Source organism: Lysinibacillus cavernae (assembly GCF_009724685.1).
GTDB lineage: Bacteria > Bacillota > Bacilli > Bacillales_A > Planococcaceae > Lysinibacillus > Lysinibacillus cavernae.
Map to the genome: position 1 here is coordinate 787,535 of NZ_WMEF01000001.1, position 26,846 is coordinate 814,380.

The 26,846-nt window shown below is 38.7% G+C and carries 31 protein-coding genes; 30 read left to right on the forward strand and 1 reads right to left on the reverse strand.

Going from position 1 to position 26,846, the window contains the following annotated elements:
• Positions 1-65 precede the first annotated feature (65 nt).
• From GJU32_RS03815 to GJU32_RS03825, 3 genes are read left to right on the forward strand one after another with little or no spacing between them, the layout of a single operon-like run.
• Positions 66-1,031 (forward strand): YpdA family putative bacillithiol disulfide reductase, encoded by a 966-nt coding sequence (locus tag GJU32_RS03815; RefSeq protein ID WP_155590598.1) that lies wholly within the window; start codon positions 66-68, stop codon positions 1,029-1,031.
• A gap of 58 nt (positions 1,032-1,089) precedes the next feature.
• A complete protein-coding gene (locus tag GJU32_RS03820; protein ID WP_155590599.1) occupies positions 1,090-1,650 on the forward strand; it encodes a glycerol-3-phosphate acyltransferase in 561 nt (186 codons plus the stop codon).
• Positions 1,651-1,654: 4 nt separating this feature from the next.
• Positions 1,655-3,196: an aminotransferase class V-fold PLP-dependent enzyme gene (locus tag GJU32_RS03825; RefSeq protein WP_155590600.1), complete on the forward strand. Its 1,542-nt coding sequence runs from the start codon at positions 1,655-1,657 to the stop codon at positions 3,194-3,196.
• Between the two features lie 28 nt (positions 3,197-3,224).
• Here GJU32_RS03825 and GJU32_RS03830 read toward each other — a convergent pair whose 3' ends face one another.
• Entirely contained in the window at positions 3,225-4,193 is a 969-nt protein-coding gene (locus GJU32_RS03830) for an asparaginase (protein ID WP_155590601.1), read from the reverse strand.
• A gap of 84 nt (positions 4,194-4,277) precedes the next feature.
• On the opposite strand from GJU32_RS03830, the gene prsW reads away from it, so the two are divergent.
• The 27 genes from prsW to GJU32_RS03960 all read left to right on the forward strand — a co-directional run bounded on the left by prsW (position 4,278) and on the right by GJU32_RS03960 (position 26,763).
• Positions 4,278-4,952, forward strand: a complete 675-nt coding sequence (prsW, locus tag GJU32_RS03835) for a glutamic-type intramembrane protease PrsW (protein WP_155590602.1) — start codon at positions 4,278-4,280, stop codon at positions 4,950-4,952.
• A 97-nt stretch (positions 4,953-5,049) separates the two neighbouring features.
• Positions 5,050-5,871, forward strand: a complete 822-nt coding sequence (gene sleB / locus GJU32_RS03840) for a spore cortex-lytic enzyme (protein ID WP_155590603.1) — start codon at positions 5,050-5,052, stop codon at positions 5,869-5,871.
• A 15-nt stretch (positions 5,872-5,886) separates the two neighbouring features.
• Positions 5,887-7,170, forward strand: coding sequence for a PepSY1/2 domain-containing protein (locus tag GJU32_RS03845; protein WP_155590604.1), 1,284 nt, complete (start codon positions 5,887-5,889; stop codon positions 7,168-7,170).
• A gap of 86 nt (positions 7,171-7,256) precedes the next feature.
• Positions 7,257-7,916, forward strand: coding sequence for a flagellar brake protein (locus GJU32_RS03850; RefSeq protein WP_155590605.1), 660 nt, complete (start codon positions 7,257-7,259; stop codon positions 7,914-7,916).
• 96 nt (positions 7,917-8,012) lie between these two features.
• Entirely contained in the window at positions 8,013-8,687 is a 675-nt protein-coding gene (gene cmk, locus GJU32_RS03855; protein ID WP_155590606.1) for a (d)CMP kinase, read from the forward strand.
• A gap of 102 nt (positions 8,688-8,789) precedes the next feature.
• Positions 8,790-9,926, forward strand: coding sequence for a 30S ribosomal protein S1 (rpsA, locus tag GJU32_RS03860; RefSeq protein ID WP_155590607.1), 1,137 nt, complete (start codon positions 8,790-8,792; stop codon positions 9,924-9,926).
• Positions 9,927-9,979: 53 nt separating this feature from the next.
• Positions 9,980-10,309, forward strand: a complete 330-nt coding sequence (locus tag GJU32_RS03865; protein WP_155590608.1) for a hypothetical protein — start codon at positions 9,980-9,982, stop codon at positions 10,307-10,309.
• Between the two features lie 331 nt (positions 10,310-10,640).
• Positions 10,641-10,847 (forward strand): hypothetical protein, encoded by a 207-nt coding sequence (locus GJU32_RS03870; protein ID WP_155590609.1) that lies wholly within the window; start codon positions 10,641-10,643, stop codon positions 10,845-10,847.
• Between the two features lie 125 nt (positions 10,848-10,972).
• Positions 10,973-11,137, forward strand: coding sequence for a hypothetical protein (locus GJU32_RS03875; protein WP_155590610.1), 165 nt, complete (start codon positions 10,973-10,975; stop codon positions 11,135-11,137).
• Positions 11,138-11,141: 4 nt separating this feature from the next.
• Positions 11,142-11,273: a hypothetical protein gene (locus GJU32_RS23530; RefSeq protein WP_274381798.1), complete on the forward strand. Its 132-nt coding sequence runs from the start codon at positions 11,142-11,144 to the stop codon at positions 11,271-11,273.
• A gap of 205 nt (positions 11,274-11,478) precedes the next feature.
• Entirely contained in the window at positions 11,479-12,789 is a 1,311-nt protein-coding gene (gene der, locus GJU32_RS03880; RefSeq protein ID WP_155590611.1) for a ribosome biogenesis GTPase Der, read from the forward strand.
• Between the two features lie 109 nt (positions 12,790-12,898).
• The gene (locus GJU32_RS03885; protein WP_155590612.1) at positions 12,899-13,915 is read left to right on the forward strand and encodes an NAD(P)H-dependent glycerol-3-phosphate dehydrogenase; all 1,017 of its coding nucleotides are present in this window, start codon (positions 12,899-12,901) and stop codon (positions 13,913-13,915) included.
• Between the two features lie 224 nt (positions 13,916-14,139).
• Complete coding sequence (locus tag GJU32_RS03890; protein WP_155590613.1) at positions 14,140-14,352, forward strand: DUF2768 domain-containing protein; 213 nt, start codon at positions 14,140-14,142, stop codon at positions 14,350-14,352.
• A gap of 22 nt (positions 14,353-14,374) precedes the next feature.
• Positions 14,375-15,154 (forward strand): hypothetical protein, encoded by a 780-nt coding sequence (locus GJU32_RS03895; protein WP_155590614.1) that lies wholly within the window; start codon positions 14,375-14,377, stop codon positions 15,152-15,154.
• Between the two features lie 92 nt (positions 15,155-15,246).
• Positions 15,247-16,725 carry a stage IV sporulation protein A gene (gene spoIVA, locus GJU32_RS03900; protein WP_155590615.1) on the forward strand — a complete coding sequence of 493 codons (1,479 nt, stop codon included), beginning with the start codon at positions 15,247-15,249 and terminating at the stop codon, positions 16,723-16,725.
• A gap of 199 nt (positions 16,726-16,924) precedes the next feature.
• Complete coding sequence (locus GJU32_RS03905; protein ID WP_004232618.1) at positions 16,925-17,197, forward strand: HU family DNA-binding protein; 273 nt, start codon at positions 16,925-16,927, stop codon at positions 17,195-17,197.
• 222 nt (positions 17,198-17,419) lie between these two features.
• Positions 17,420-17,989, forward strand: a complete 570-nt coding sequence (gene folE, locus GJU32_RS03910) for a GTP cyclohydrolase I FolE (RefSeq protein ID WP_155590616.1) — start codon at positions 17,420-17,422, stop codon at positions 17,987-17,989.
• Positions 17,990-18,051: 62 nt separating this feature from the next.
• Entirely contained in the window at positions 18,052-18,270 is a 219-nt protein-coding gene (gene mtrB / locus GJU32_RS03915; protein ID WP_155590617.1) for a trp RNA-binding attenuation protein MtrB, read from the forward strand.
• A gap of 396 nt (positions 18,271-18,666) precedes the next feature.
• On the forward strand, positions 18,667-19,434 hold the full coding sequence (locus tag GJU32_RS03920) for a heptaprenyl diphosphate synthase component 1 (RefSeq protein ID WP_155590618.1): 768 nt from the start codon (positions 18,667-18,669) through the stop codon (positions 19,432-19,434).
• Between the two features lie 15 nt (positions 19,435-19,449).
• Positions 19,450-20,154: a demethylmenaquinone methyltransferase gene (locus tag GJU32_RS03925; RefSeq protein ID WP_155590619.1), complete on the forward strand. Its 705-nt coding sequence runs from the start codon at positions 19,450-19,452 to the stop codon at positions 20,152-20,154.
• Between the two features lie 19 nt (positions 20,155-20,173).
• Complete coding sequence (hepT, locus tag GJU32_RS03930) at positions 20,174-21,148, forward strand: heptaprenyl diphosphate synthase component II (protein WP_155590620.1); 975 nt, start codon at positions 20,174-20,176, stop codon at positions 21,146-21,148.
• A gap of 86 nt (positions 21,149-21,234) precedes the next feature.
• Positions 21,235-21,651: a nucleoside-diphosphate kinase gene (ndk, locus tag GJU32_RS03935; RefSeq protein WP_155590621.1), complete on the forward strand. Its 417-nt coding sequence runs from the start codon at positions 21,235-21,237 to the stop codon at positions 21,649-21,651.
• A gap of 256 nt (positions 21,652-21,907) precedes the next feature.
• On the forward strand, positions 21,908-23,056 hold the full coding sequence (locus GJU32_RS03940) for a thiolase family protein (protein WP_155590622.1): 1,149 nt from the start codon (positions 21,908-21,910) through the stop codon (positions 23,054-23,056).
• A 15-nt stretch (positions 23,057-23,071) separates the two neighbouring features.
• Entirely contained in the window at positions 23,072-23,839 is a 768-nt protein-coding gene (locus GJU32_RS03945; protein ID WP_155590623.1) for a 3-hydroxyacyl-CoA dehydrogenase, read from the forward strand.
• An 84-nt stretch (positions 23,840-23,923) separates the two neighbouring features.
• A complete protein-coding gene (locus tag GJU32_RS03950; protein WP_155590624.1) occupies positions 23,924-25,549 on the forward strand; it encodes a long-chain fatty acid--CoA ligase in 1,626 nt (541 codons plus the stop codon).
• A 125-nt stretch (positions 25,550-25,674) separates the two neighbouring features.
• Complete coding sequence (locus GJU32_RS03955; RefSeq protein WP_155590625.1) at positions 25,675-25,905, forward strand: hypothetical protein; 231 nt, start codon at positions 25,675-25,677, stop codon at positions 25,903-25,905.
• Between the two features lie 84 nt (positions 25,906-25,989).
• Complete coding sequence (locus GJU32_RS03960) at positions 25,990-26,763, forward strand: CheR family methyltransferase (RefSeq protein ID WP_155590626.1); 774 nt, start codon at positions 25,990-25,992, stop codon at positions 26,761-26,763.
• Positions 26,764-26,846: the final 83 nt, after the last annotated feature.

Consider the following 26,846-nt stretch of genomic DNA (forward strand, 5'->3'; position numbering starts at 1 on the left):
CTATGATTATGTGAAAGCATGGAACAGCAAATATTGTTGTTTAATTTCGATTGGAGTGTCAAAAAATGCAACAAGCAGATGCAATTATTGTTGGAGGAGGCCCATGTGGTTTAGCAGCAGCAATAGCTTTGCAAGATATTGGATTACAACCTATTGTGATTGAAAAGGGAAATATCGTGAATGCCATTTATCATTATCCTACACATCAAACTTTTTTTAGTACAAGTGAGCGTTTAGCGATTGGTGACGTACCATTTATTATTGAAGGACGTAAACCAAAACGAAACCAAGCACTTGTCTACTATCGCGAGGTTGTACGTTTGAAAAATATTCAAGTTAATCGCTTTGAAAAAGTACAAAGTGTTGTGAAAAATGATGATATGTTTACTGTAACATCAGATAAAGATGTTTATGAAACGCCATATGTTGTCATTGCAACAGGCTACTATGATCATCCAAATTATTTAAAGATCAAGGGTGAAGAGTTACCTAAAGTATTCCATTACTTTAAAGAAGGACATGAATTTTTCGATACAGATGTTCTTGTTATAGGTGGCAAAAACTCAGCTATAGATGCAGCGTTAGAGTTAAATAAAGCAGGTGCCCGTGTAACGGTTGCCTACCGCGGAAGTGAATATTCACCAAGCATCAAGCCGTGGGTATTACCCGAATTTGAAGGGGTAGTCAAAACAGAGGAAGTTGACATGCATTTTAATACGAATGTGCTAGAAATACGCGAACATGAAGTTGTTTTAGAAGTGGATGGCCAAGAGAAAGTAATGAAAAATGATTTTGTTTTTGCTATGACTGGCTACCATCCAGATCACTCCTTTATCAAAGCCATGGGAGTTGAGATAGATGAAGAAACGGGGCGTCCTTATGTTACGCCCGAAACGATGGAAACAAATGTCGAAGGCTTATTCATTGCAGGTGTTATTGCCGCAGGGAATAATGCCAACGAAATTTTTATAGAAAATGGTCGTTTCCATGGGGAATGTATCGCTCAAATTATTGCGCAAAGAAAAAAATAATGGTGGAGGCTGTATAGGCATGACGCTTGTACAGCCTTTTTAGCAAGGAGGAAACTCATTGATTGGGTTGTATTGGCTCTTCAGTTGTTTAATAGGAAACTTCATGACGGCATTTTTCGTTGGTAAGATATATGGAGTCAATTTGCAGGAAGAGCGCAGTAAAAACTTAGGCGCACGTAATGCGGGAAGTGTTCTTGGAAAGGTAGCCTTTATTTGGACTTTGCTTGGTGATTCAATGAAAGGTGTATTAGTAGTTGGTTTAGGCCGTTTGTGGCACTTACAAGAATGGGTCATTATTTGTGGGGCTGCATTGGTGATCGTTGGGCATCTATTTCCGATATGGCTGAGATTTAATGGAGGCAAGGGCGTGGCTACTTTTATTGGTGTTGGTCTTGCCTTATCGCCAAGCCTATTTTTATGGATGATTGTTGGTACTATGCTTGTATCTTCCTTTACAAGAAGCTTGACACTTGGTATGGTTGGTGGCTTTATTTTTTACGTAGGTGCGATCATTCAGGCAGGGAAAATAGAGCCGTATGGAGCTCTAATCATAGCAATAGTGTGCATGCTCATCAAGCATATGTCTAATATTCAGGAGTCTTTGGAAAGAGGGAAGTGAAGAAATGTATTGGTGTAAAATTGCACAAACAAAAGAGGAGTTTGAGGACATTGCGCGCTTAAATTATGAAACTTTTGTGGAAGAAATTCCTCAGCATGAACCGAATTTGACAAGAAAAAAAGTGGACCGATTCCATCAAGAGAATACGTATGTTGTCGTCTATAAGAAAACTGAATTAATTGGTATGGTGGCATTTAGAGATCAACGACCCTTTTCCATTGATGAAAAAATAGGCAAGGTTGAACAATATTTACCAAAGGAAAATTGCGCTAAACTTTGCGAAATGCGTTTACTTTCGGTGAAAAAAGGTTATCGGACAGGGCGAGTACTACTGAAACTTACACAAGCTTTAAACAGATTTGCCTACGAAAAGGGCTATACAGCTGCAGTTATTTCAGGGACAACGCGGGAAGAAAAGCTTTATAAGCAGATGGGCTTTCGGCAATTTGCGCCAGCTGTAGGGGCAGAGGATGCATTGTTTTTACCTATGGTGCTAACAAGACATGAATTTGAACAATCATTGCAACATAGACTAACGACGGAACACTTTACATTTTATCCAGGACCTGTGAAGCAACAAGAGTCGATCGGTTATTCAGACTTATCTCACCGTTCGTTAACATTTCATGCACTTTATGAGCGAGTACAACAAAAGTTACTGCATTTATCGAATGCTAATCATGTTGGGGTAATAGTTGGTACGGGAACGTTGGCAAATGAAGTGATGCTGGCACAACTAAAGGTACAGCAATTAGGGAAAGGGCTTATTTTAACAAATGGTGAATTTGGCGAACGTTTACAAAAGCAGGCAACTCGTTGGTCATTACAATTTGATACAGTAGAACAAGGCTGGGGGACAACATTTGATGGTGATGCATTGACGTTGCTACTAGAAACGGGTTCTTATCAGTGGATGCTGGCAGTGCATGGAGAGACTTCCACAGGAACTTGTAATGACATAGAAAGCCTTAGTAAGCTAGCTAAGCGCTATGATGTAAAACTATGTATAGATAGTATCAGTACATTCGGTGCCATGCCAATTTCTTTACAGGATTGTTATTTGGCCACCGCAGTTAGTGGTAAAGCCATAGGTGCATTAAGTGGGCTAGCATTTGTGTTTTCGCAATCACTTGCACCAACAGCAAATACATTACCCGCTTATCTTGACTTAGCAAATTATCAACAAGGTGCCATACCATTTACTCTACCTGCGGTGCTACTTGGTAATGTTGATGTGTCTTTACAAGCCTATCCAGCACGCTATGACCAGCTACAGCAACGCTTTAAGGCACTACTGCAGTTACCAATCATGCGTTATCAATTACCTACAACCCAATATCCAATGCTAGTAACAGTTCAATTACCAAAAACACTTTCGAATCTACACATGGATTTAGCATTAAATGGGCTATTGGCTCATGGTGATAGCTGCTATTTACAAGAAAAAGGATTTCTCCAATTTTCTGTTATTCAACCAGATTTCGATGATGCCCTTGAGTGTCTATGTGAAGTATTGAGCTATTATGAACAGGTGATAGAGGCGTAGCAGCGTATTAAAGAAGAATACATTGGCATTATAGGAAAAAGTCCTTTAAGTTTAAAGGACTGCCAGTTGTATTCAGTCCAATTAATAATTTTAAGCGTGCTTTTTGACCATTTATACCTGTGGCAAAAATTGCCCCTAAGTCTTCTAGCATTTTACCGCCGCCAACATAGCCGTAAACACCCTCTGCAATACCATTAAAGCAGCGGGAAACGAGTACTACTGGGATGTCTCGCTGTAATAGGCTTTCAATGCCCTTTACAACAGATGGTGGGACATTCCCTTGACCTAGTCCTTCGAGTACAACACCATCATATTTGCATGCAAGCACGACATCAAGTAAGTCTTCCTCCATACCTGCATAAACTTTTAACATCGCAACGCGCTTTGATAAATTGTTCACATCTACATATTGTCGACGAATGGGCGCATGATGGAATAAGATACGTGATTTTGTAATAAGTCCAATCGGTCCATATTGAGGGGATTGGAAAGTATTTACAGAACTTGTGCTTGTTTTTGTTGTATTAACAGCAAGATGTACCTCATCATTCATCACGACGAGTACGCCTTTGTCACGTGCTTCTTCATCAACCGCTACTCGGACTGCTTCCACTAAATTATAAATGCCATCTGCCCCTAGTTCGTTCGAAGAGCGCATTGCACCAGTCAGTACAATAGGAATGGCTAAATTCGTTGTCAGCTCTAAGAAATAGGCGGTTTCTTCCAATGTATCCGTGCCATGTGTGATGACAACACCGTCAATTTGCTCTGCTGCAATTTGTTCCATAATCAAGTTACGTAATTGCAGCATTTCTTTCGGTGTGATATGTGGAGAAGGAAGGTTAAAAGCTTCTATTTCGTTAATAGTTGCAAGTGAAGCTAGCTTGTTACTTTCCTTCATGAGTGGATTTTCCTTATTTGGCATGACTGCTCCTTCAGCACTCATTGCCATGGAGATTGTGCCGCCAGTATGAATTAATAAAATTGTTTTTTTCATAAAAATAAAATCTCCTTTTAAAAAGTTTTTTTGTCATTACATGGTATAATAATAAGCAGTCTATTGTTGAAAGGAGCCGGCATCATGATCATTTTATTATCTGCTGCCATTGCTCCCGGTCTAGCGCTTTTTAGTTATTTCTATTTGCGCAATCAGATGGCTACGGAGCCAAGAAGAACTTTACTACAAACATTTTTATACGGTGCATTCTTAACGTTTCCTATCATGTTTTTACAATATGTATTAACAGAGGAAGGGGTTTTTCGATATCTTTACCTTCAAGACGTTCTTTTTTCTAGTGTCATTGAAGAATTTTTTAAATGGTTTGTTCTATTAATAGCAATTTACAATCATGTAGAATTTGATGACCCTTATGATGGTATTTTATATGGTGCCAGTGTATCTCTTGGTTTTGCTACGATTGAAAATGTTCTCTATTTACTTTCTTTTGGCTTGGATACAGCATTTATGCGAGCCTTATTACCAGTATCCAGTCATGCGTTGTTCGGTGTAGTAATGGGCTATTATTATGGACGTGCTAAGTTTTCGAAGCATGTAAAGACGAAAGAAATGATTGCTATGGCGCTTTGTGCACCGGTAGTACTTCACATTCTATACAATACAATATTATCATTCAAAGGTCACTGGGTTTATTTAATGATTCCTTTTATGTTGTTTTTATGGTGGTTTGGCTTGCGAAAAGTGAAGCTTGCCCATTATCATCTGGTGCAACATTTGCATATGCAAAAAAAAATTTAAGCGTAGAAATCGTCAAAGATTTCTACGCTTTATTTCTTTTTTATCATGTATAAATTACTTCTTTTGTTTCAAGCTATAAAAAAAAGGAGTGATAAAAGTGCGTTTAGTAAGCATACTTTTTGCTTTGATATTAGGAATTAGTATAATTGCGATTCCTCAAAATGATGCCAATGCATTTAGCGATCAGCAAATTACTCGTGGTGCCTATGGTGATGATGTCATTGAGTTGCAGGCAAGGTTACAATACTTAAGTTTTTATAAGAGTAAAATTGATGGCAAATTTGGCTATAACACATACTGGGCTTTACGAAATTTCCAAGAGAAATATGGTTTACCAGTAGATGGAATCGCTGGCACAAAAACAAAGAAAGCTTTAGCGGGCAATTCTGATTATGATGAAAAATGGGTGAAAGCACAATTAAATGCAGGTAATCAATTTACTTACTATGGTGGTAAGCCACTTGATCAGCAGGTGAAGAAGGGAACTAGTGGCGGTAATAGCAGTGGTAATAGTAGTGGCAGCACTAATAATAATGGGACCCAGACACAAGTACCTCCTAAATATACGGAACGAGATTTACAGTTAATGGCGAATGCCGTGTACGGAGAAGCTAGGGGAGAACCATATGAGGGGCAAGTAGCAGTAGCGGCTGTTATTTTAAATCGTTTGGAGAGCCCTGAATTCCCAAATACTATTTCAGGTATTATATTCCAACCATTAGCATTTACAGCGGTGGCAGATGGACAAATTTGGCTCGAGCCAAATGAGCGAGCAAAGGAAGCTGTTATTGATGCAATGAACGGTTGGGACCCTTCTGAAAATGCATTGTATTATTTCAATCCAAAAACAGCAACAAGTAAATGGATATGGTCACGTCCACAAATTAAACAAATAGGAGAGCATATTTTCTGTTCATAGAAAGGAGGAGTATAGATGAAAACTTGGCTCGTGGTCTTAACGATAGCTGTTATTGGGTTAGGAGCATACAGCATTGATTTACATGGCGATAAAGAAGATTTACAACGTACTGTGTTGGCGCAATATACAGATAATTTAACAGATGCATCTGAAAAACTATCCCATCTCCAGCGAGCAGTATCGCAATCACTCTTGTTTCAGGACGAGCAGGCGATTCACAGTGAGCTAGATTCGGTTTGGCGTTTAAGTTCAGAAGTTCGTTCTTCTATTGCTACTATTCCAATTGGACAAGAACTGTCGAATGAATGGATGAATTATTTAGGTCGACTTGGCGATGAAGCGAAACGAACAGCAAAAACAGGTGATTATGAGGCTTGGCGTGAAAAGATGCCTCAGATCTCTACGAATTTACAGTCTCTTTCTGATGACTGGACAGCTGCTACGGTAGATTTTTATAAGAATGATGGGAAAATGGATGTTTGGCTACAGCAAGTAGATAATAAAAATCCAAACGCTACATTTGATAATGTGAAAGATACCCTAAAAGGATACGGAGAAAAGGATTTCCCGTTGACATTATCTGAGTCTGATTGGCAGAAAAAGATTGAGTTAAAGGCATTGCAGGATGCTGTTATTACTGAGAAAGAAGCAATAGAAAAAGTGAAATATTTATTCCCAGTCATCAAAGACGCAACTTTCACTGTCACAAAAAGTAATGATACGGCTCCTTATCCGTTCTATCATATACAATTCCATCAAGGAATTCGTTTAGGGTATGTTGATTTGACAGAAAAGGGTGGACACTTATTATCATATTTAGTAGAACGTCCTGTGGATGAAGCTAAACTCTCACAAGAGGAAGTCATCAAAAAAGCGCAAGAATATACCAAGAAACTAGGCATGAAAGATGTGGCCTATGTAGAATCACGTGAAAATCATCAAGCATGGCATGTGACATTTGCCCGTGTACATCCTGGGGATAACGCGTTAATTTATGCAGATGGCGTTCAACTAAAAGTAGCCAAAGATTCAGGTGAGCTGTTAGGTGCTAATGCGATGGAGTATATTCAAGAAGAGAAAATTAAGCCGCAAACAGCTAAACCAATTGATTGGAAAACATTCTTCCAAGATGATGTTCAAGTACAAGAGGTAAAAAACATTTATACAGATAATGGGCAATTTGAACAACGACTATGTTATGAGGTCATTGCATTGCGTGACGGGGATTCACAGGAAACATTCAGAATTGTCATTGATGCGGAAAATCACAATGTTTTGAAAGTGGAATATTTAACTTAACAACAAGAAAATACTACCAATTTTTATAGCCAAAATAAGCATCTCATGAGATAATTAAACCATATTTTTTGTACGGGGAGATGCTCATGGAAATAAAAATTGGTACACAATTACAACTTGAACCTACTTATACAGAGCGTTTGGAGAAATTCCGCTGTAAAGTTGTAGAGCAGCAAGAAAATATTCTTTATATTGATTATCCGATTAATGTCGCAACGAAGAAAACGGCATTTTTAATCGACGGCTCAGAATTTAGAGCAACCTTTCGTACCGAGGACAAACAATCCTTTGCATTTAGTACAGAAGTGATTGGGCGTAAATCTGGCAATATACCGATGATTATGCTGCACTGTCCAAAGCCAGAGGAATTTATAAAAATTCAACGACGAGAATATGTTCGTGTTGAAACACCAGTAGATGTTGCCATTCAGTTCAAGGATTACAAATATCAGCTTGTGGCATCGGACATTAGCGCAGGCGGTTTGGCACTCATCTTGAAAGGTGAGGTAGCTTGCAATGATGGTGATGAGGTAAAATTAACAATTGTATTGCCATTTACCAATGGAGAAGTTAAATACGTCATTACGGATGCAACAGTAGTGCGCATTTTTGAAAAAGAGGGTAAACGAATTGCGACAATCCAGTTAACGGATACAGATGATGTCGATCAACAGCATATTGTACGTTTTTGCTTTGAGCGCCAATTAGTTAATCGTCGTAAAGAATTGAATCCATTTAATGTTTAATTTTTATCATTAATATTTTTTCTAAGCCCTCTCCTGGCAGAGGGCTTTTTTTGGGTTATATGGTACAATATGAGGTGACAGAAAGTAGGGAAGAATATGAAGAAAAACATTCAAATTGCAATAGACGGACCTGCTGGTGCGGGTAAAAGTACCATAGCGAAAATTGTTGCTGAGGCACTTGGTTTTACTTATATTGATACAGGTGCAATGTATCGAGCAGTTACGTATAAAGCAATGAAACAAAACATACATTTAGATGATGAAGTAAAATTAGCAGAGATGCTAGCGACAAGCATCATTGAATTAAAACCATCTCCTCAGGGACAACTTGTCTTTTTAGATGGTCGCAATGTGTCAGCAGAAATACGTTCAAATGAAGTCACTTCATCAGTATCTCAAGTAGCTGCCCATGCGAAAGTTCGTGAGCTATTAGTTGCACAACAGCAAAAACTTGCTGCTAATGGTGGCGTTGTCATGGATGGCAGAGATATTGCTACACACGTATTAAAAAATGCAGAGCTAAAGATTTTTATGTCTGCCACAGTAGAAGAACGTGCAAGAAGAAGATTTATTGATAATCAAAAAAGAGGAATTGACTCATCGCTTGAAAAACTTCAGGAAGAAATTGCACTACGTGATAAAAAGGATAGTGAGCGTGAAGCATCACCGCTTATTCAAGCCGAAGATGCCGTATTTTTAGATACGACAGCATTGTCCATTGATGATGCAGCACAAGCTATTTTAAAATTAGCAGAAGAAAAAATGCTATAAATCCTAAAATTTCAGACATTTTTAGAATTTAAGGGATTTATTTTTGTCTTTGTCTTCAATATCGAATAAAATAGTAAGGGAAGATGCGAAGGAGGGTTACATATGTCTGAAGAAATGAACTATGCAGAACAAACGTTTAACGAGGGTGATATCGTCAAAGGTATTGCAGCGCAGGTCGATGAAAAGGCAGTATCTGTTTCAATTCCAGGTGCACCGTTTGATGGTATTGTACCGATTAGTGAATTATCAAGCTTACACATTGAGAAAGCTTCTGATGTCATCTCTATTGGGGATGAATTAGAGTTGATGATTACAAAGGTTGAAGAAGAAAATTATGTTCTATCAAAACGTAAAGTTGATGCTTTAAAAGCATGGGATACACTTGAACAGCAATTCGCCGCAGAGAAAATTTTCGAAGCGGAAGTAAAGGATATTGTTAAAGGTGGTCTTGTCGTAGATTTAGGTGTACGTGGCTTTGTACCAGCTTCACTTGTAGAAGACTACTTTGTCGATGATTTTGAAGGCTATAAAGGAAAAACATTAAGCTTTAAAATTGTGGAGCTTGATAAAGAGAAAAATCGCTTGATCTTATCTCATCGTGCGGTGGTAGAAGCAGAAAAAGCTTCACAAAAGAAAAACGTCATCAATCAAATTAAAGCTGGCGAAGTATTGGATGGTAAAGTTCAACGTCTAGCATCATTTGGTGCATTTATCGACCTAGGCGGTATTGATGGGCTTGTACACATTTCACAAGTATCTCATGAGCATGTGAGCGATGTGAGCGAGGTTTTAGCTGAAGGTCAAGATGTAAAAGTAAAAGTTCTATCAGTGGACCCAGAAAATGAACGCATTTCATTATCGATCAAAGAAACTATTCCTGGACCTTGGTCAAATATCGAAGAACGTGCGGCTAAGGGCACTATTTTAGATGGTAAAGTCAAGCGTCTTACTTCATTTGGTGCATTTGTAGAAGTTTTCGCAGGTGTAGAAGGCTTAGTGCATATTTCACAAATCGCCCACAAGCATATTAACACGCCACATGAAGCGTTAAAAGAAGGACAAGGAGTACAAGTAAAGGTACTTGATGTAAATGCTGAGGAAGGCCGTTTAGCGCTAAGCATTAAAGAATTACTGGAAAATCCAGACGCAGAAGAAGTGATCGATTATGAATTACCTGAAGAAAACACAGGCTTCTCATTTGGAGATGTAATTGGCGATCAATTGAAAAACTTTAAATAAAGTGATGAGCGAGGATACGATCATGTATCCTCGCTGTTTTTATGGTTGAGGTGATGGATAGAATCTTTGGATTGAAGGATAGAACTATTAAAGTGGTGGATAGAATCCTGGAATTGAAGGATAGAACTATTAAAGTGGTGGATAGAATCCTGGAATTGAAGGATAGAACTATTAAAGTGGTGGATAGAATCCTGGAATTGAAGGATAGAACTATTAAAGTGGTGGATAGAATCCTGGAATTGAAGGATAGAACTATTAAAGTGGTGGATAGAACCTTTGAATCGAAGGATAGAACTATTAAAGTGACGGATAGAACCTTTGAATCGAAGGATAGAACTATTAAAGTGACGGATAGAATCCAGGAATTGAAGGATTTAAATTAAAGTGGTGGATAGAATCCTGGAATAGAAGGATTTAAATTAAAGTGATGGATAGAATCTTTGGATTGAAGGATAGAAATATTAAAGTGGTGGATAGAATCCTGGAATAGAAGGATAGAACTATTAAAGTGACGGATAGAACCTTTGAATCGAAGGATAGAACTATTAAAGTGACGGATAGAATCCAGGAATTGAAGGATTTAAATTAAAGTGGTGGATAGAATCCTGGAATAGAAGGATTTAAATTAAAGTGATGGATAGAATCTTTGGATTGAAGGATAGAAATATTAAAGTGGTGGATAGAATCCTGGAATAGAAGGATAGAACTATTAAAGTGACGGATAGAACCTTTGAATCGAAGGATAGAACTATTAAAGTGGTGGATAGAACCTTTGGATTGAAGGATAGAACTATTAAAGTGGTGGATAGAACCTTTGAATCGAAGGATAGAACTATTAAAGTGACGGATAGAACCTTTGAATCGAAGGATAGAACTATTAAAGTGACGGATAGAATCCAGGAATTGAAGGATTTAAATTAAAGTGGTGGATAGAATCCTGGAATAGAAGGATTTAAATTAAAGTGATGGATAGAATCTTTGGATTGAAGGATAGAAATATTAAAGTGGTGGATAGAATCCTGGAATAGAAGGATAGAACTATTAAAGTGACGGATAGAACCTTTGAATCGAAGGATAGAACTATTAAAGTGGTGGATAGAACCTTTGGATTGAAGGATAGAACTATTAAAGTGGTGGATAGAACCTTTGAATCGAAGGATAGAACTATTAAAGTGACGGATAGAATCCTGGAATTGAAGGATTTAAATTAAAGTGATGGATAGAATCTTTGAATCGAAGGATAGAAATATTAAAGTGATGGATAGAACCTTTGGATTGAAGGATAGAAATATTAAAGTGACGGATAGAACCTTTGAATCGAAGGATAGAAATCAAAGTGACGGATAGAATCTTCCAAGCAAAGAATAGACATCATAAAGCGATGGATAAAAAACCCTCAAATCCAAGGATCGCCCCTTCAAAACAACGGCTAAAATTAATCGAATGAGTAGTTTAGTCATACATAGCGTTCTACTTTATGGATATGATATGATATAATGGCATTTTTCGTGTATAATAGCGAAAGACAAGAAGTTGGAAGGATGAAGTACAGATGACGAAACCAGTAGTAGCCATCGTAGGTCGTCCGAACGTAGGTAAGTCGACGATTTTTAACCGTATCGTTGGAGAACGTGTTTCCATTGTGGAGGATATCCCAGGCGTAACACGTGACCGTATTTATAGTTCGGCAGAGTGGTTAACACATGATTTTAATATTATTGATACAGGTGGCATTGAAATTGGAGACGAGCCGTTTTTAGAGCAGATTCGTCAACAAGCCGAAATCGCCATTGATGAGGCAGACGTTATTATTTTTATGACAAATGGTCGTGAAGGGGTAACGGCAGCAGATGAGCAAGTAGCTAAAATTTTATACAAAACTAAAAAGCCAGTTGTATTAGCAGTCAATAAAATTGATAATCCAGACATGCGTGAAATGATTTATGACTTTTATGCACTTGGCTTTGGTGAGCCTTGGCCAATCTCAGGTTCACACGGCTTAGGTTTAGGGGATTTATTAGACGAATGTGCGAAACATTTCCCGAAAGAAGATGAAGAGCAATATGGAGACGATGTCATTAAATTCTCTTTAATTGGTCGTCCGAATGTTGGGAAATCTTCATTAGTAAATGCTTTCTTAGGGCAAGAACGTGTGATTGTAAGTAATATTGCAGGAACAACGCGCGACGCTATTGATACGCCTTATGAGTATGATGAGCAAGAATATGTCATTATTGATACAGCCGGCATGCGTAAAAAAGGGAAAGTCTATGAAACAACTGAGAAATACTCTGTTTTACGTGCGCTACGTGCTATTGAACGCTCAGACGTTGTTTTAGTGGTATTTAATGCAGAAGAGGGTATTCAGGAGCAAGATAAAAAAATTGCTGGCTATGCACATGAGGCTGGAAAAGCTGTTGTGATCGTTGTGAATAAATGGGATGCTATTGAAAAAGACGAAAAAACGATGAATGTCTTTACTCAGCAAATTCGCGAGCATTTCCTATTTTTAGACTATGCACCGATTATTTTCGTATCGGCTAATACAAAACAGCGTGTTCATCAAATTTTACCGATTATCCAGCGTGTAAGCGAGAATCATGCGATGCGTATACAGTCTTCTATCTTAAATGAAGTGATTGAGGATTCAGTGGCACGTAATCCTGCGCCAACTGATAAAGGTCGCCGTTTACGTATTTACTATGCCACTCAAGTTGCAATTAAGCCACCGACATTTGTTGTTTTTGTGAATGAACCGGAGCTTATGCATTTCTCATACGAACGTTTCTTAGAAAATCGAATTCGCGAAACATTTGACTTTGAAGGGACGCCAATTCGTTTAATTACACGTGCTCGTGCTTAAGGCAATCGCCATACACTTACAATACGCCAACCCGACATGTTTGTTGGGTGGCGTCTTTTTACAAGAAAAGAACTTATTATAGACAACCCAACAAAGGGAGGATTTTTTTATGGAAAAAGTTTGTGTGTTAGGGGCAGGCTCTTGGGGGACTGCACTTGCAATGGTACTTGCGGAAAATGGCCATGATACGCTTGTATGGACACATAGAGCTGAGCAGGCAGAAGAAATCAATAACTTGCATACAAATAAAAAATATTTACCAGAAACCATTCTGCCGACAAATTTACATGCGACGAGTGATATTGCGAAGGCAGCAACGCATGCAGAGACCATTGTTGTGGCTGTTCCAACAAAAGCGATTCGAGAAGTTTGTGAGAAATTAACGGCTGAATTAACGAGAAAAGTTTTGTTTGTTCATGTCTCTAAAGGGATTGAACCGGATTCCTTAAAACGTATTTCTGAAATTTTGGCAGACAGCTTACCAGCTGAATATGTTGAAGAAATTGTTGTTCTATCTGGTCCAAGTCATGCAGAGGAAGTAGTGTTACATCATCCTACGACTGTTACAGCTGCTTGTGCCAACATAGATGCTGCTGAAAAAGTTCAGGATTTATTTATGAATCAATTTTTCCGTGTCTACACAAATGAAGATGTAATCGGTGTAGAGGTAGGGGGGGCGCTGAAAAACGTCATCGCTCTAGCGGCAGGTATTACAGACGGTTTGAATTATGGAGATAATGCGAAAGCGGCACTGATTACGCGTGGTCTGGCAGAGATTTCACGTTTAGGTGTCAAAATGGGTGGTAATCCATTTACGTTCTCGGGGCTTACTGGCATGGGTGATTTAATTGTGACATGTACAAGCGTCCACTCTCGAAACTGGCGTGCAGGGAATATGCTAGGACAAGGTATGAAGCTACAAGAAGTTCTGGATCAAATGGGAATGGTTGTAGAAGGTGTCCGTACCACGAAGGCAGCCTATCAATTAGCAGAAAAGTATGGTGTGGCAATGCCTATTTCTATAGAACTTTATAGTGTGCTATTTAATGATGTTGAACCGAAAGTTGCGGTTGATGCATTAATGATGCGTATGAAAAAACGTGAAATAGATGATATGAAGCATTAATATTAATTTTTTGATTAAATTTGTCATGAAACGGACATAAATAAGGTGTCTCAGCGAATCTGTTGAGACGCCTTATTGTGTGCTACTAGTTGAATAGTTAAAGCACTGTAAAAAGGTTGTCCATTTCTTGATAGTTAGGGGACAACTATTTCTTTTTAGCAAAGGCACATAGTATAATATACTTTGATTGTGTCTTGACATTGAAAGAAAGGTGGTTATTTGAAATGGGCCCGTTAGCTCATATGCCGGCACTAGATGTAATGTGGGTGTCGTTTTATTGCATCGCATTTATGATTATCTCAGTAGGCTTAATTTATTTAGCTCGTAACAAGATTTCAAATGTATTTTTACGAACAATCGTAAATTTATGTGCATACATACTGTTTGGACTTGGCACATTTTTAATGGTACTAGTAGTTGCCACGTGGCCAGCATAAAAAATAATGAGGTGTCAGTAACATGAAAAAACTAAGTGCTTTCCTGTTGGTATTTGCAACCGCCATACTGTTAGTAGGATGTGCGTACCCAGAAGACGAAAAAAGGGCGAAGGTAACGCCTGATGTCGACCAACTAGCAGCAGTTCAACGAGCCGTTAACGAATACCGTGAAGCAACTGGTGGTCTAGTACCAATAAAAAATAGTGAATTGGATACGGATATTTATATTAAATACTTAATCGATTTTGAAAAACTTATGCCGAAGTATTTGACGACAATTCCAGGAAATGCTTATGAAAAAGGCGGTATATATCAATATATCATCTGGAATCCTGAAAGTGATGCGACAGTCAAATTAGTAGATTTAAATGCGGCAGAGCGCATACGTGAAATAGGTATTCGTAAACTATCTACACAGTATTTACCGATAAAGAGTGCAACATCAGAAAATGTTTATCAAATTAATTATAAAGATTTGGGCTATAAAACAGATGTTACGGTGAAAAGCCCCTATTCTGGCGTCGAATTGCCGCTCTTTATGACTGGAGACGGTGAACTGCATGTAGATTATGCTGTTGATTTAGGGCAGCTCTTAAAAGACGACAAACCGGATGTCAAACCTGGTGATGATATTCGCCAGTTACTAGTTGATAAATACCCTGTAGTGCCTGCTTATTCTATTCCGTATACGGTCGATGATAATGGTGAACCAATTTATGATATGGAAACCTATAATGCTGATGTCAAAAAGGCTAAAGAACGACAAAAACAAGAGGCAGAAGCCGCAACCAAAAAAGAATAGGCAAAAAGCTCCTTACATTTGTGAGGGGCTTTTTCATATTTGTCTACAAGCTTGCATATAGTGAAAAAGCGTAGATAAAGGAGGCAGAAACCTTGAGTGAAGCAGTATTTAGAGAAATTGCAGAGCGCACAAATGGCGATGTTTATATTGGTGTTGTCGGTCCAGTACGTGTAGGTAAATCAACATTTGTAAAAAAGGTAATGGAATCAGTTGTGATACCAAACATTGTGGATGAAACAGAAAGAATGCGAGCACAGGATGAGTTGCCACAAAGTTCACCGGGGCCAGTCATAATGACTGCTGAGCCGAAGTTTGTGCCTGCCCAAGCAACCCGTATTGTGGTCGGTGAAGATGAAATGCCATTTCAAATTCGTTTAGCAGATTGTGTTGGTTATGTTATTGATGGAACAAAAGGCTATGAGGATGAAAATGGGCCTAAATATGTTCATACGCCTTGGCATACAGAGCCTATTCCATTTCAGGAAGCAGCTAAAATTGGCACAGATAAGGTGATTCGTGATCATGCGAATATCGGTATTGTCGTAACAACTGATGGTACTGTTAACGGTATAAGCCGCCGTGCCGCAGAAAAGGCCGAAGAAGAAATTGTTGAACAATTAAAAGACATCGGCAAACCATTTGTGATGTTACTGAATTGTCAAATGCCAGCGAGAGAAGAAACAGTTCAGCTTCGCAATGAATTATTTGAACGTTATAATGTTCCGGTTATTGCTATGTCCATTGATCAAATGAGAGAAACTGATATTCAGTATATTTTGCAAGAGGCGTTATTTGAATTCCCAATTCGCACAATAGAAGTGGAGAAACCAGATTGGCTGGACGTGTTAGATGCCACACATCCATTGAATGTTGCTTTGATTGATTCGATGGAGGAAGTACTTTCTTCTGTTATGAAAATTCGAGATGTTCAACAGGCATCAGATGCCTTTAAAGCCATTGATTTTATTGATCAAAGTGAAGTTGTCCATGTGGATGCTGGTATTGGTACGGCTGTAATTCGCGTATCCTTACAGGGTGAATTATACAAATCAGTATGTAATGAATGGCTAGAAGAACCAATCGAAACGAAAAAAGATTGGTTGCTCTTTATTAAAGAGGCGGCAGAGGCTAAAGAAGCGCAAAAACGCTTTAAGAGTGCTATTCATGATGCTGATACGTCTGGATATGGTGTGACATTACCGATGATGCAGGAATTTGAGCCAACAGCCCCTGAGCTAATCAAACAAAATAATTTCTTTGGTGTACGAATGAAAGCAAAAGCACCATCTTACCATATTATTCGAGTGGATATGGAGTCGGAATTTGCACCATTAATCGGCTCGGAGTTCCATAGTCAGCAACTTCTAAAAGATTTAAACCATGCTTATTTACATGATCGTGATGCATTATGGAATACACAACTGTTTGGAACACCTTTACATGAAGTATTAAAAGAAGGAATACGCTATAAAATGGATGCAGTTCCATCAACTGCTAAAAAACGTATGCGTCAAACCATTGAACGAATGGTTAACGAAGGAGATCGAGGTTTAGTAACATTTATTTTATAGTGATAAAAATCAAAAAAAATTATAAAAAATATGTGCAGGGCTTTTCGTTTTTATGCGAAAAGTCCTTTTATTTTTGTTTTTTGGGTGAAAAACTGATTTTTTGGTTATAATCATGAATGAATACAGTTGCGTAGCGGTTTTCTATGTGTTACTCTTTTTACAGAATTGGTTCATGACCCTTTGAGAGGAGGTGAATGGTGTGAATAAAACAGAATTAGTAAACTCTGTTGCTGAAGCTGCAGGTCTTTCTAAAAAAGACGCTTCTAAAGCAGTTGAAGCTGTATTTGATACAATTCAAGATGCTCTTGCAAAGGGTGACAAAGTACAATTAATTGGTTTTGGTAACTTTGAAGTACGTGAACGTGCGGCTCGTAAAGGTCGTAACCCACAAACTGGTAAAGAAATCGAAATCGCTGCTAGCAAGGTGCCTGCTTTCAAACCAGGTAAAGCGCTTAAAGACGCGGTAAAATAATACTCGTCTAGTAGTTACATAGGGCAGTCTTCATGTATACGAACATGAAGGCTGCTCTTTTTAACGTCAATATTTATATTACATAACATTATGATACGGGGATTTGCTTATCTATAAGTGAATTTTATATGAAACAGGTAAGTCATTTTGCGCTTACCTTTTGGATGTGCTACGATGCATAGGGAAATGTGTAATGTTTTGATACGCAGGAGGTTTTTTCGGATGTCGAATATAGATTTATTGAAAATAGAAGAAGCAGTAAAAATGATTTTAGAAGCGGTAGGTGAAGACGTAAATCGCGAAGGTTTATTGGATACACCGAAGCGTGTAGCTAAAATGTATGCTGAAATGTTTAGCGGCTTGCATGAGGATGCAAAAGATTATTTTAAAACGGTATTTCATGAAGATCATGAAGAATTAGTGCTTGTTAAAGATATTCCTTTTTATTCGATGTGTGAGCATCACCTAGTACCTTTCTATGGCAAAGCGCATGTCGCATACATACCAAATGACGGCGTTGTTGCCGGGCTTAGTAAATTGGGACGTGCAGTGGAAACAATTGCTCGTCGCCCGCAGCTACAAGAGCGAATTACATCATCTGTAGCAGAGACGATTATGGAAATGTTATCGCCTAAGGGTGTTTACGTTGTGATTGAGGCTGAACACATGTGTATGACAATGAGAGGGTTAAAAAAACCTGGCTCTAAAACGGTAACATCAGTTGCACGCGGCATTTATGAGGAAGATGAAGTGAAACGCAGGGAAGTACTGTCATTTATTCAAATGTCTTAAATTGCATGTCTAATTATGTTATGATGTACTAAGAATTTGTCGGATTTAAGGAGTGTACAAAGATGTCACAAGATTATATTGTTATTCAAGCAGAAGAAGATGGTGTACATGTCATTGGTTTAACTCGTGGAACAGATACTAAATTCCATCATTCAGAAAAGCTAGATGCCGGCGAAGTAATGATTGCACAATTTACGGACCACACGTCTGCAATGAAAATACGTGGAAAAGCACAAATTCATACTGCACATGGTGTTATAAATAGCGAAGCGAAAAAATAATGAATTTGGTATTTATGAATAGTTTTTGTCTTGTTTATCTTGATTGAGCCAATGTTTTTTTCAAAAAAGCGAAGCGTCGCTAATCAAGATTACCTCCAGCGAATGTCACAGGATTTGTCGAGACACTTTTCGAGCAAGTTCGAAAAAATCTGAACGCCATTACGCCAAGGCGAAATGATTGTACAACAGACACATATAAAAACACTAGATGTGAAAAACTGAGTATAAGGCAGTTAGCATTCCCGTATCCATTTATGGGAAAGCTTTACTGCCTGTCCTATGAGGGAAGCAAAATATTTTTATTCCGCATCGTTGCGTATGCTATAATGACTCAGTAAGCAAGCGTTAAGCCTTCGTTAGGGCTAACGTATCTGAAAGTGAAATGGAGTAAGGTCTATGAATGCAACATACATTCAAAATTCAATTGCACAGTTAAAAACAGAGATTTTCATGGATGTTCGTCATAGAACTTTGCAAAAATACACAGGTGTACCTGTGCTAGATGAAAATCAATTGTTTTATTTGTTAATCCCGTTTTTGAATGGTGAAGAGTGGCAACAAGAGCAACAAGAGGCTGCAATTACTGTTGGCATTGTGTACGCAGCTTTAGCGGCTCACGATCATATAAAAGAAGTAGATGCAACATCAAAAGAACAGCAGCTTACCGTTTTAGCTGGGGATTTTTATAGTGGTCGTTACTATGAAATATTAGCGATGTCAGGGAATGTCGCATTGATAAAAAGTTTGTCAAAAGGTATTGTGTCGCGTTGTGAACATCAAATTAAAGTATATGAAGACGAACAACGATCAATCGAGCAATGGTATGCTTCGATGCGTAATATTGATGCAGGGTTAATTGCTCAATTTTTCGGTCTGTATTCTTTCAGTGAATATATTCCACTTATAGAAAAAAGCTTATTAATCTTGCGTTTAGAAAGAGAATGGGCTGCTCATCAGCGTGGACAAATGTCTTTAATAGGTAAGGCACTTGAAGAAAGAATTAGACAAAATGGCGCAACATTTCATAGCGTCATCCAGGAAAAAATTGTGCATCTAAAAACAGAACTGTCACAGATGGTTGATCATGCATCCTTTTTACAAAGTGACGTCAAACAAGCTTTACATGCACATGTAGAGGCTTCCATTGCTTCTACTAACGGATAAGAGAGGTTTTTCAAAATGGCTAAAACGAAAGAAGAACACGTTCACGAAGTATTTGAGAGTATTTCGGAAAACTACGACAAAATGAATGGTGTAATTAGTTTCCAGATGCATGTAGGCTGGCGTAACGATACGATGAAGCACATGGCTGTAAAACCTGGATCAAAAGCACTGGATGTATGCTGTGGTACAGCAGACTGGTCTATCGCATTGGCAGAGGCAGTTGGTGAAAGTGGAGAAGTAAAAGGGCTCGACTTTAGTCAAAACATGCTGAAGGTTGGTGAACAAAAGGTACAGTCATATCCACAAATTGAATTAATTCATGGAAATGCCATGGAATTACCATTTCCAGATGATACGTTTGATTATGTGACAATTGGCTTTGGTCTTCGCAATGTACCTGATTATTTACAAGTCTTGAAGGAAATGCATCGTGTCGTAAAACCAGGTGGTATGGTTGTATGTTTAGAAACATCACAATCTGAAATTCCTGGTTACCGTCAACTGTTCCGTTTTTATTTTAAATTTATAATGCCGATATTTGGTAAAATATTTGCGAAAAGCTATAAGGAGTATTCTTGGCTACAAGAATCTGCGAATGATTTCCCAGGTATGAAGAAGTTAGCGGCAATGTATGAGCAGGCAGGATTAGAAAAAGTAACGTACAAAGCATACAGTGGCGGTGCTGCGGCAATGCATATGGGCTTTAAAAAGATACGTTAATGGGGGAAGGTTTTCACACGTGGAAAAGATGAAGCTAAAACTACTCTATTCCGATTTGAAATCAGATATCGATATCATTGAACGAGAGTTAGAAAAAGCGGTGGACTCGTCTTCATATTTGATCAACGATGCTTCTCTCCATTTATTACAAGCTGGTGGCAAACGGATACGACCAATTTTTGTGTTACTAGGTGCGAAATTTGGCGATTATGACATTGAGAAGATGAAGGACGTAGCAGTGCCTTTAGAACTCATTCATATGGCATCACTTGTGCATGATGATGTCATTGATGATTCCAATATGCGAAGAGGACGCCCAACTGTCAAATCACAATGGAATAACAGAGTAGCAATGTACACGGGCGATTTTATTTTTGCACGTGCGCTTGAATATATTACAAAGCTAGAAGACCCACTAGTTCATCAAATTTTAGCACGTACCATGGTAGAGATTTGTAACGGTGAAGTCATTCAAATTGAAGATAAATTTAGATTAGATCAAGGCTTAAAAGATTATTTTAGAAGAATTAAACGTAAAACAGCATTACTTATTTCCTCTAGCTGTGAGTTAGGGGCTGTCGCGGCAGGTGTTGATCCTAAAACAGTGCGACATTTAAAGCGCTTCGGCTACTTTGTGGGCATGAGCTTCCAAATTATCGATGATGTTTTAGATATTATGGCAACAGATAAGGAGTTAGGTAAGCCAGCAGGTAGTGATTTATTGCAGGGCAATATTACCTTGCCGATTTTATTGTTGAAGGATGATCCGGAAATGCAGCCTTACTTAGTAAAAGTATTTGCAGGTACGTTAACAGAACCGGAACGACAAAATATGTTGCAATATGTGCGTAAATCACATGCAATTGAGCAAGCTAATCGTATGAGTGATAAATATTTGAAAAAAGCCTTACAGGAAATTGACGCTTTACCAAAACATCCCGTTAAGAAAAAGTTACGCGATGTCGCATTGTTCATGGGTAAGCGTAAATTCTAGCTTTTTGTTGTACAAAGGCGCATTTTTTGTTAATATTTATCGGTAGGTGTAAAACCTGTTAGATGAATTTAAGGAGTGTTTTAAACATGGCAATTGAACAAACTTTTTTAATGGTTAAGCCTGACGGCGTTGAACGTCAAGTAATTGGAGACATCGTTGATCGTTTCGAACGTCGCGGTTTTGTAATGAAAGGTGCTAAATTAATGGTAATTCCTACAGAATTAGCAGAAAAGCACTACGCTGAACATGCTGAGCGTCCATTCTTTGGTGAATTAGTTGATTTCATCACTTCTGGTCCTGTATTCGCTATGGTATGGGAAGGCGAGAACGTAATCAAGCTTGCTCGTACAATGATGGGTGCAACTAAACCTGAAGAATCTAACCCAGGTACAATCCGTGGTGACTACGCAACAACTGTTTCTCACAACATCATCCACGGTTCTGACTCTCTTGCTTCTGCAGAGCGCGAAATCGGTTTATTCTTCGGTGAAGATTTAGTTTAATTTGCGAATAGATTAGGCAATCTCAATTCAGTTGGGATTGCTTTTTTTATTGCCTAAAAAACGTGAAGCTTAGCAAGGGAAGATCTAATAGATGCCATAGCGATATATACAAACTATTTCTAGATACATATAGAATTGTTAAAAACTGCTTACTCATGTACAATAAATGATATAATATTCTGATAATTAAGTTAGGAATATATTATTAGACTTGTCAATAAAATGTGAAGGATGAAGAAGAAAAGGGGTTATGGACATGAGAGAAGTAGTGATTGTTGCAGCTGTGCGAACTGCTGTGGGGCGAAGTAAGGGCGCTTTAAGTCAAGTTCGAGCAGATGATTTAGCAGCTGAAGTGTTACAGGAGGTTGTAAGACGGGCAGGTATCGGTAAGGAACAAGTGGATGATGTCATTTTGGGCTGTGTTAGCCAAACAGCTGAACAGGGTGCAAATATTGCGCGGACATCTTTATTAATGGCTGGTTTTCCAGAGAGTGTGCCAGGGGTAACCATTGATCGTCAATGTGGTTCTAGCCAACAAGCCGTACATTTCGCAGCACAGGCAATTTTAGCGGGTGATATGGATGTTGTGATTGCTGGTGGTGTGGAAAGTATGTCAAGGGTACCGATGGGGTCAAACATGCAAAATGCACACGCTAGTAAACGGTTACAGGACAATTATAATATTATTCACCAAGGATTATCAGCGGAGAAAATCGCAACAAAATGGTCTCTATCAAAAGAGCAGCTAAATAATTATGCTTACGGTAGCCATCAACGAGCATTAACTGCCATTGAAAAAGGTTATTTCAAAGATGAAATACTACCGATTCAAGTTACACAAGAGGATAGTTCTGTTACAACGTTTGCTGTTGATGAGGGCCCTCGTGTAGAAACAACTGTAGATATATTAAATGGATTAAAAACCGTTTTTCAAGAGGATGGTGTAATTACTGCTGGCAATGCGAGTCAGATGAGTGATGGGGCATCAGCTGTAGTTGTGATGGCTTTAGATAAGGCCCAAGAACTTGGCATTCAACCACTCGCGAAAATTGTGACAAGAGTGGTCGTTGGTTCTGATCCAACATACATGTTAACAGGGCCAATCGAAGCTACTAGAAAGGCGTTAGAACGGTCAGGCCTCAGCATAGATGATATTGATACGTATGAGATAAATGAAGCCTTCGCACCAGTACCAATTGTATGGCTCCATGAAATTGGGGGAGACCCAGAGAAGCTCAATCCAGATGGAGGAGCGATTGCACTTGGACATCCATTAGGTGCTACTGGCACAAAATTGTTAACGACAATGCTTTATCGTATGGAGCGAGAGAATTATCGTTACGGCTTGCTGGCTATCTGTGAGGGAATGGGAATGGCCAATGCTACAATTATCGAAAAAATGTAAGAGGGGGTATGTTAGTTGAAAAATCATGAAGTGGTAGCGGTAGTAACAGGTGGTGCATCGGGTTTAGGGGAGGCAACTGTACGAAAACTTGTTGAACAAGGTGGCAAAGCAATTATTTTTGATGTAAATGATGAACGTGGCCAAGCTCTTGTGGAGGAATTAGGGGAAAATGTTCTCTATGCACGAGTGGATGTCACAAAGGAAGAGGATGTGGCAACGGGTCTTGAGCAAGTCATTGCAGCTTTTGGTAAGGTCAATGTTGCAGTGAACTGTGCTGGCATTGCTGATGCAAGTAAAGTGATTTCTAAGAGGGGTGTACATGCCTTAGCATTATTTGAAAAAGTGATTACTGTTAATTTAATTGGTACATTCAATGTCATCCGTCTTACTGCTGAGAAAATGGAGCGTAATGAGCCAAATGAGGATGGACAGCGTGGCGTCATTATTAATACTGCGTCAGTAGCTGCATTTGATGGGCAAATTGGACAAGCTGCATATAGTGCATCAAAGGGCGGTGTAGCGGCGATGACGTTGCCAATTGCGCGAGAGCTTGCGGAGATAGGTGTCCGTGTGATGACCATTGCCCCAGGATTAATTGAAACACCGATGTTTGCTTCGTTACCTGAGCCTGCAAGAACAGCCCTTGCTCAAATGACACCATTCCCTAAGCGACTTGGCAAACCTTCGGAATATGCCCTTTTGGTTGAAAGCATTATCCACAATGGTTTGTTAAATGGAGAGGTCATTCGCCTAGACGGGGCCATCCGCATGCAGCCCAAGTAAGAATAAAGTTTAATTTTGAAGTGGATTCTAGTAACTGTCAGTCTTGGACGTTTCAAAAATTCGTTTATGAAGGGAAGCGGTATAATGCATATGATGGATACGCCTTTATTATTAACAAGTTTTTTGAATCGCGCAGAACGATTTTTTCATTCAAAGAAAATTTATTCACGAACAAGTGCTACAACTATTCACGAATTTACGTATAAAGAATATGTCAAACGGACTCGTCAATTAGCTGATGCTCTTACAAAGCTAGGAATGAAGCGTGGCATGAAAATAGGTACGTTTGCTTGGAACCACCATCGCCATTTGGAAGCCTATTTTGCTGTACCGTGTGCAGGGGCAGTTCTGCATATGATTAATATTCGATTAGCGCCGGAGCATATTGCCTATGTTATCAATCATGCAGAAGATGAAATATTATTAATTGATGACAATCTAGTGCCTCTTATTGCGCCAATTGTGTCACAGCTTAAAACGGTCAAGCACTTTATTATTATGGGAGATGCTGTTGCAGTAGAATCTATTCCCATTCCGAATGCTCTTTCCTATGAAGCGTTACTAGCAGAAGCCAATGACCAATTCACGTTCCCAGAAGATTTAGATGAAAATACACCTGCTGGGATGTGCTATACAAGTGCAACGACAGGTATGCCTAAGGGTGTTGTTTATACACATCGCAGTATTGTACTACACAGTTTAACGGCTGGTCTTGCTGATAGTATTGCTATTTGTGAGTCGGATGTGGTGTTACCTGTTGTACCCATGTTCCATGCCAATGCATGGGGATTACCTTTTGCTGGTGTGGCATTTGGTTCTACACAGGTGTTACCAGGACCGATGTTTACACCACAACTTTTGCTTGAGTTATTTGAAGTATATCAAGTAACGTTGACGGCAGGGGTGCCTACGATATGGTTGGGTGTTCTACAGGAACAGCGTCAAAACCCTCGCGACTTATCGTCCATGCGATTAATTGTTTGTGGGGGGTCTGCTTCACCAATTGGTCTTATTCGAGGCTTTGAACAAGAACTAAATATTCCTTATATGACAGGCTATGGTATGACAGAGACATCACCGTTAGTGAGTCTTTCCACATATTTAACACATATGACAGACTACACAGCTGATGAAAAGATGCATGTTCGCATTACACAAGGGATGACCATGCCTCTAATTGAAACACGTGTTGTCAATGAACATGGTGAAGTGCCATGGGATGGCAAAACGATGGGAGAACTCACAATTAAAGGTCCGTGGATTGCTAATGAATACTATCATGATGAACGCACAGGAGAGTCCTTTAAAGACGGCTGGCTCTATACAGGGGATATAGCGGTGATGACATCAGATGGCTATATAAAAATCACTGATCGTACAAAGGATTTAATTAAGAGTGGCGGTGAGTGGATTTCTTCTGTAGAGCTTGAGAATGCTTTGATGTCCCATCCAAAAGTATTTGAAGCTGCTGTTATTGCCATTCCACATGAAAAATGGATGGAGCGACCGTTAGCCTGTGTAGTAGCGAAGCCTGAATATAAGGAAACGATTACTAAAGCAGAGCTACTAGAGAGTTTACAGACACAATTTCATAAAACATGGATTCCAGATGACATTGTGTTCATAGAAGAAGTACCGAAAACATCGGTAGGTAAATTTTTAAAGGCTAAATTACGAGAAGATTTAAAAGAGTATCGCGTAAAAGTTTAGAGATAACGATAGAATGAGGGTGGTGGAAAACTACCTTCATTTTTATTTGAAATAAATTCCTGAAAAGTGAAACTATTTTTGCGATTTTACCGTATAATCGTTAATAACGAAAGGATGTGGACGGATTGTCAATTGCCATTGTTGCGATTATTGGGGGCGTCATTATTTCATTAGCAGGGATTTTTACGGACGCTCGGACAAGACAACAAAAAATTAAACTGAAAGCTATCGAGAAAGAAGTGGAATTAGAGAAGCTTAGATTGGAAACCTATACGATAGAAACAGAAAAAATGCGTCTGGAATTAGAACAGTCGAAAGTGCTCCTATTAGAAGAAAAACAAAACTCAAGCAAGTAGATGGGTATACATGAGAAAGACTATTTCAGGATTGGCACTTTTCCGCTATAATGGAAATACAACGCTAGAGGGGAAGATGACCATATGTCTGATTATGAACAGTTTATAGAAGGTATAAAGCGCAAAACAGGAATAGATTTAGCGTTATATAAAGAAGCGCAAATGAAAAGACGATTAACCTCTCTTTACGAGAAAAAAGGCTATCGTCATTTTGTAGACTTTCTAAAGGCACTTGAACAAGATCGTGATTTAATGAATGAATTTTTAGATCGTATGACGATTAATGTTTCCGAATTTTACCGTAATGGAAAGCGTTGGGACGTATTACAAAAGAAAATCTTTCCGAAGCTGTTACAAACAAATAAGCGTTTAAAAATTTGGAGTGCTGCTTGTTCAACAGGTGAAGAACCGTATTCCTTAGTGATGGTATTATCACAATTGGTGCCTTTATCTCAAATTCAAATTATTGCTACTGATTTAGATGAGAATGTTATACAAAAAGCAAAACTAGGTGTCTATCCTGAACGCTCTTTAGCAGAGGTGCCAGCTGACATTAAGGCAAAGTATTTTGAACAAGAAGGCTCCTTTTATCGAGTGAAGGATGAAATTAAGCGTTGTGTAACCTTCAAGAAACATAATTTGCTCAATGATTCCTATGACAGTAATTATGACTTGATTGTTTGTCGTAATGTCATGATCTATTTCACGGAAGAAGCGAAAGATCAAATTTATAACAATTTTAGTAAAGCACTGCGCAAGGATGGGGTTTTATTTGTTGGATCAACAGAGCAAATTTTTAATCCCGGACGTTATGAATTTGATGTAGAAGATACGTTCTTTTATCGGAAAAATAGTTAATAATATGGATGAAAAGCTTTGTACAAGTGACCAGAACAGTCATGTACATATAGTAGGCCAGGTATTAGACATAGATATTTCGT

Coding starts and splice junctions, on each gene's coding strand:
- GJU32_RS03925 (WP_155590619.1), top strand. CDS start 19,450: ATGGCTAAAACGAAAGAAGAACACGTTCACGAAGTATTTGAGAGTATT.
- GJU32_RS03890 (WP_155590613.1), top strand. CDS start 14,140: ATGGGCCCGTTAGCTCATATGCCGGCACTAGATGTAATGTGGGTGTCG.
- cmk (WP_155590606.1), top strand. CDS start 8,013: ATGAAGAAAAACATTCAAATTGCAATAGACGGACCTGCTGGTGCGGGT.
- GJU32_RS03885 (WP_155590612.1), top strand. CDS start 12,899: ATGGAAAAAGTTTGTGTGTTAGGGGCAGGCTCTTGGGGGACTGCACTT.
- ndk (WP_155590621.1), top strand. CDS start 21,235: ATGGCAATTGAACAAACTTTTTTAATGGTTAAGCCTGACGGCGTTGAA.
- der (WP_155590611.1), top strand. CDS start 11,479: ATGACGAAACCAGTAGTAGCCATCGTAGGTCGTCCGAACGTAGGTAAG.
- GJU32_RS03815 (WP_155590598.1), top strand. CDS start 66: ATGCAACAAGCAGATGCAATTATTGTTGGAGGAGGCCCATGTGGTTTA.
- GJU32_RS03920 (WP_155590618.1), top strand. CDS start 18,667: ATGAATGCAACATACATTCAAAATTCAATTGCACAGTTAAAAACAGAG.
- GJU32_RS03825 (WP_155590600.1), top strand. CDS start 1,655: ATGTATTGGTGTAAAATTGCACAAACAAAAGAGGAGTTTGAGGACATT.
- GJU32_RS03950 (WP_155590624.1), top strand. CDS start 23,924: ATGCATATGATGGATACGCCTTTATTATTAACAAGTTTTTTGAATCGC.
- GJU32_RS03940 (WP_155590622.1), top strand. CDS start 21,908: ATGAGAGAAGTAGTGATTGTTGCAGCTGTGCGAACTGCTGTGGGGCGA.
- mtrB (WP_155590617.1), top strand. CDS start 18,052: ATGTCACAAGATTATATTGTTATTCAAGCAGAAGAAGATGGTGTACAT.
- GJU32_RS03830 (WP_155590601.1), bottom strand. CDS start 4,193: ATGAAAAAAACAATTTTATTAATTCATACTGGCGGCACAATCTCCATG.
- GJU32_RS03865 (WP_155590608.1), top strand. CDS start 9,980: ATGGATAGAATCTTTGGATTGAAGGATAGAACTATTAAAGTGGTGGAT.
- folE (WP_155590616.1), top strand. CDS start 17,420: ATGTCGAATATAGATTTATTGAAAATAGAAGAAGCAGTAAAAATGATT.
- GJU32_RS03845 (WP_155590604.1), top strand. CDS start 5,887: ATGAAAACTTGGCTCGTGGTCTTAACGATAGCTGTTATTGGGTTAGGA.
- prsW (WP_155590602.1), top strand. CDS start 4,278: ATGATCATTTTATTATCTGCTGCCATTGCTCCCGGTCTAGCGCTTTTT.
- GJU32_RS03960 (WP_155590626.1), top strand. CDS start 25,990: ATGTCTGATTATGAACAGTTTATAGAAGGTATAAAGCGCAAAACAGGA.
- rpsA (WP_155590607.1), top strand. CDS start 8,790: ATGTCTGAAGAAATGAACTATGCAGAACAAACGTTTAACGAGGGTGAT.
- GJU32_RS23530 (WP_274381798.1), top strand. CDS start 11,142: ATGGATAGAATCTTTGAATCGAAGGATAGAAATATTAAAGTGATGGAT.
- GJU32_RS03850 (WP_155590605.1), top strand. CDS start 7,257: ATGGAAATAAAAATTGGTACACAATTACAACTTGAACCTACTTATACA.
- GJU32_RS03895 (WP_155590614.1), top strand. CDS start 14,375: ATGAAAAAACTAAGTGCTTTCCTGTTGGTATTTGCAACCGCCATACTG.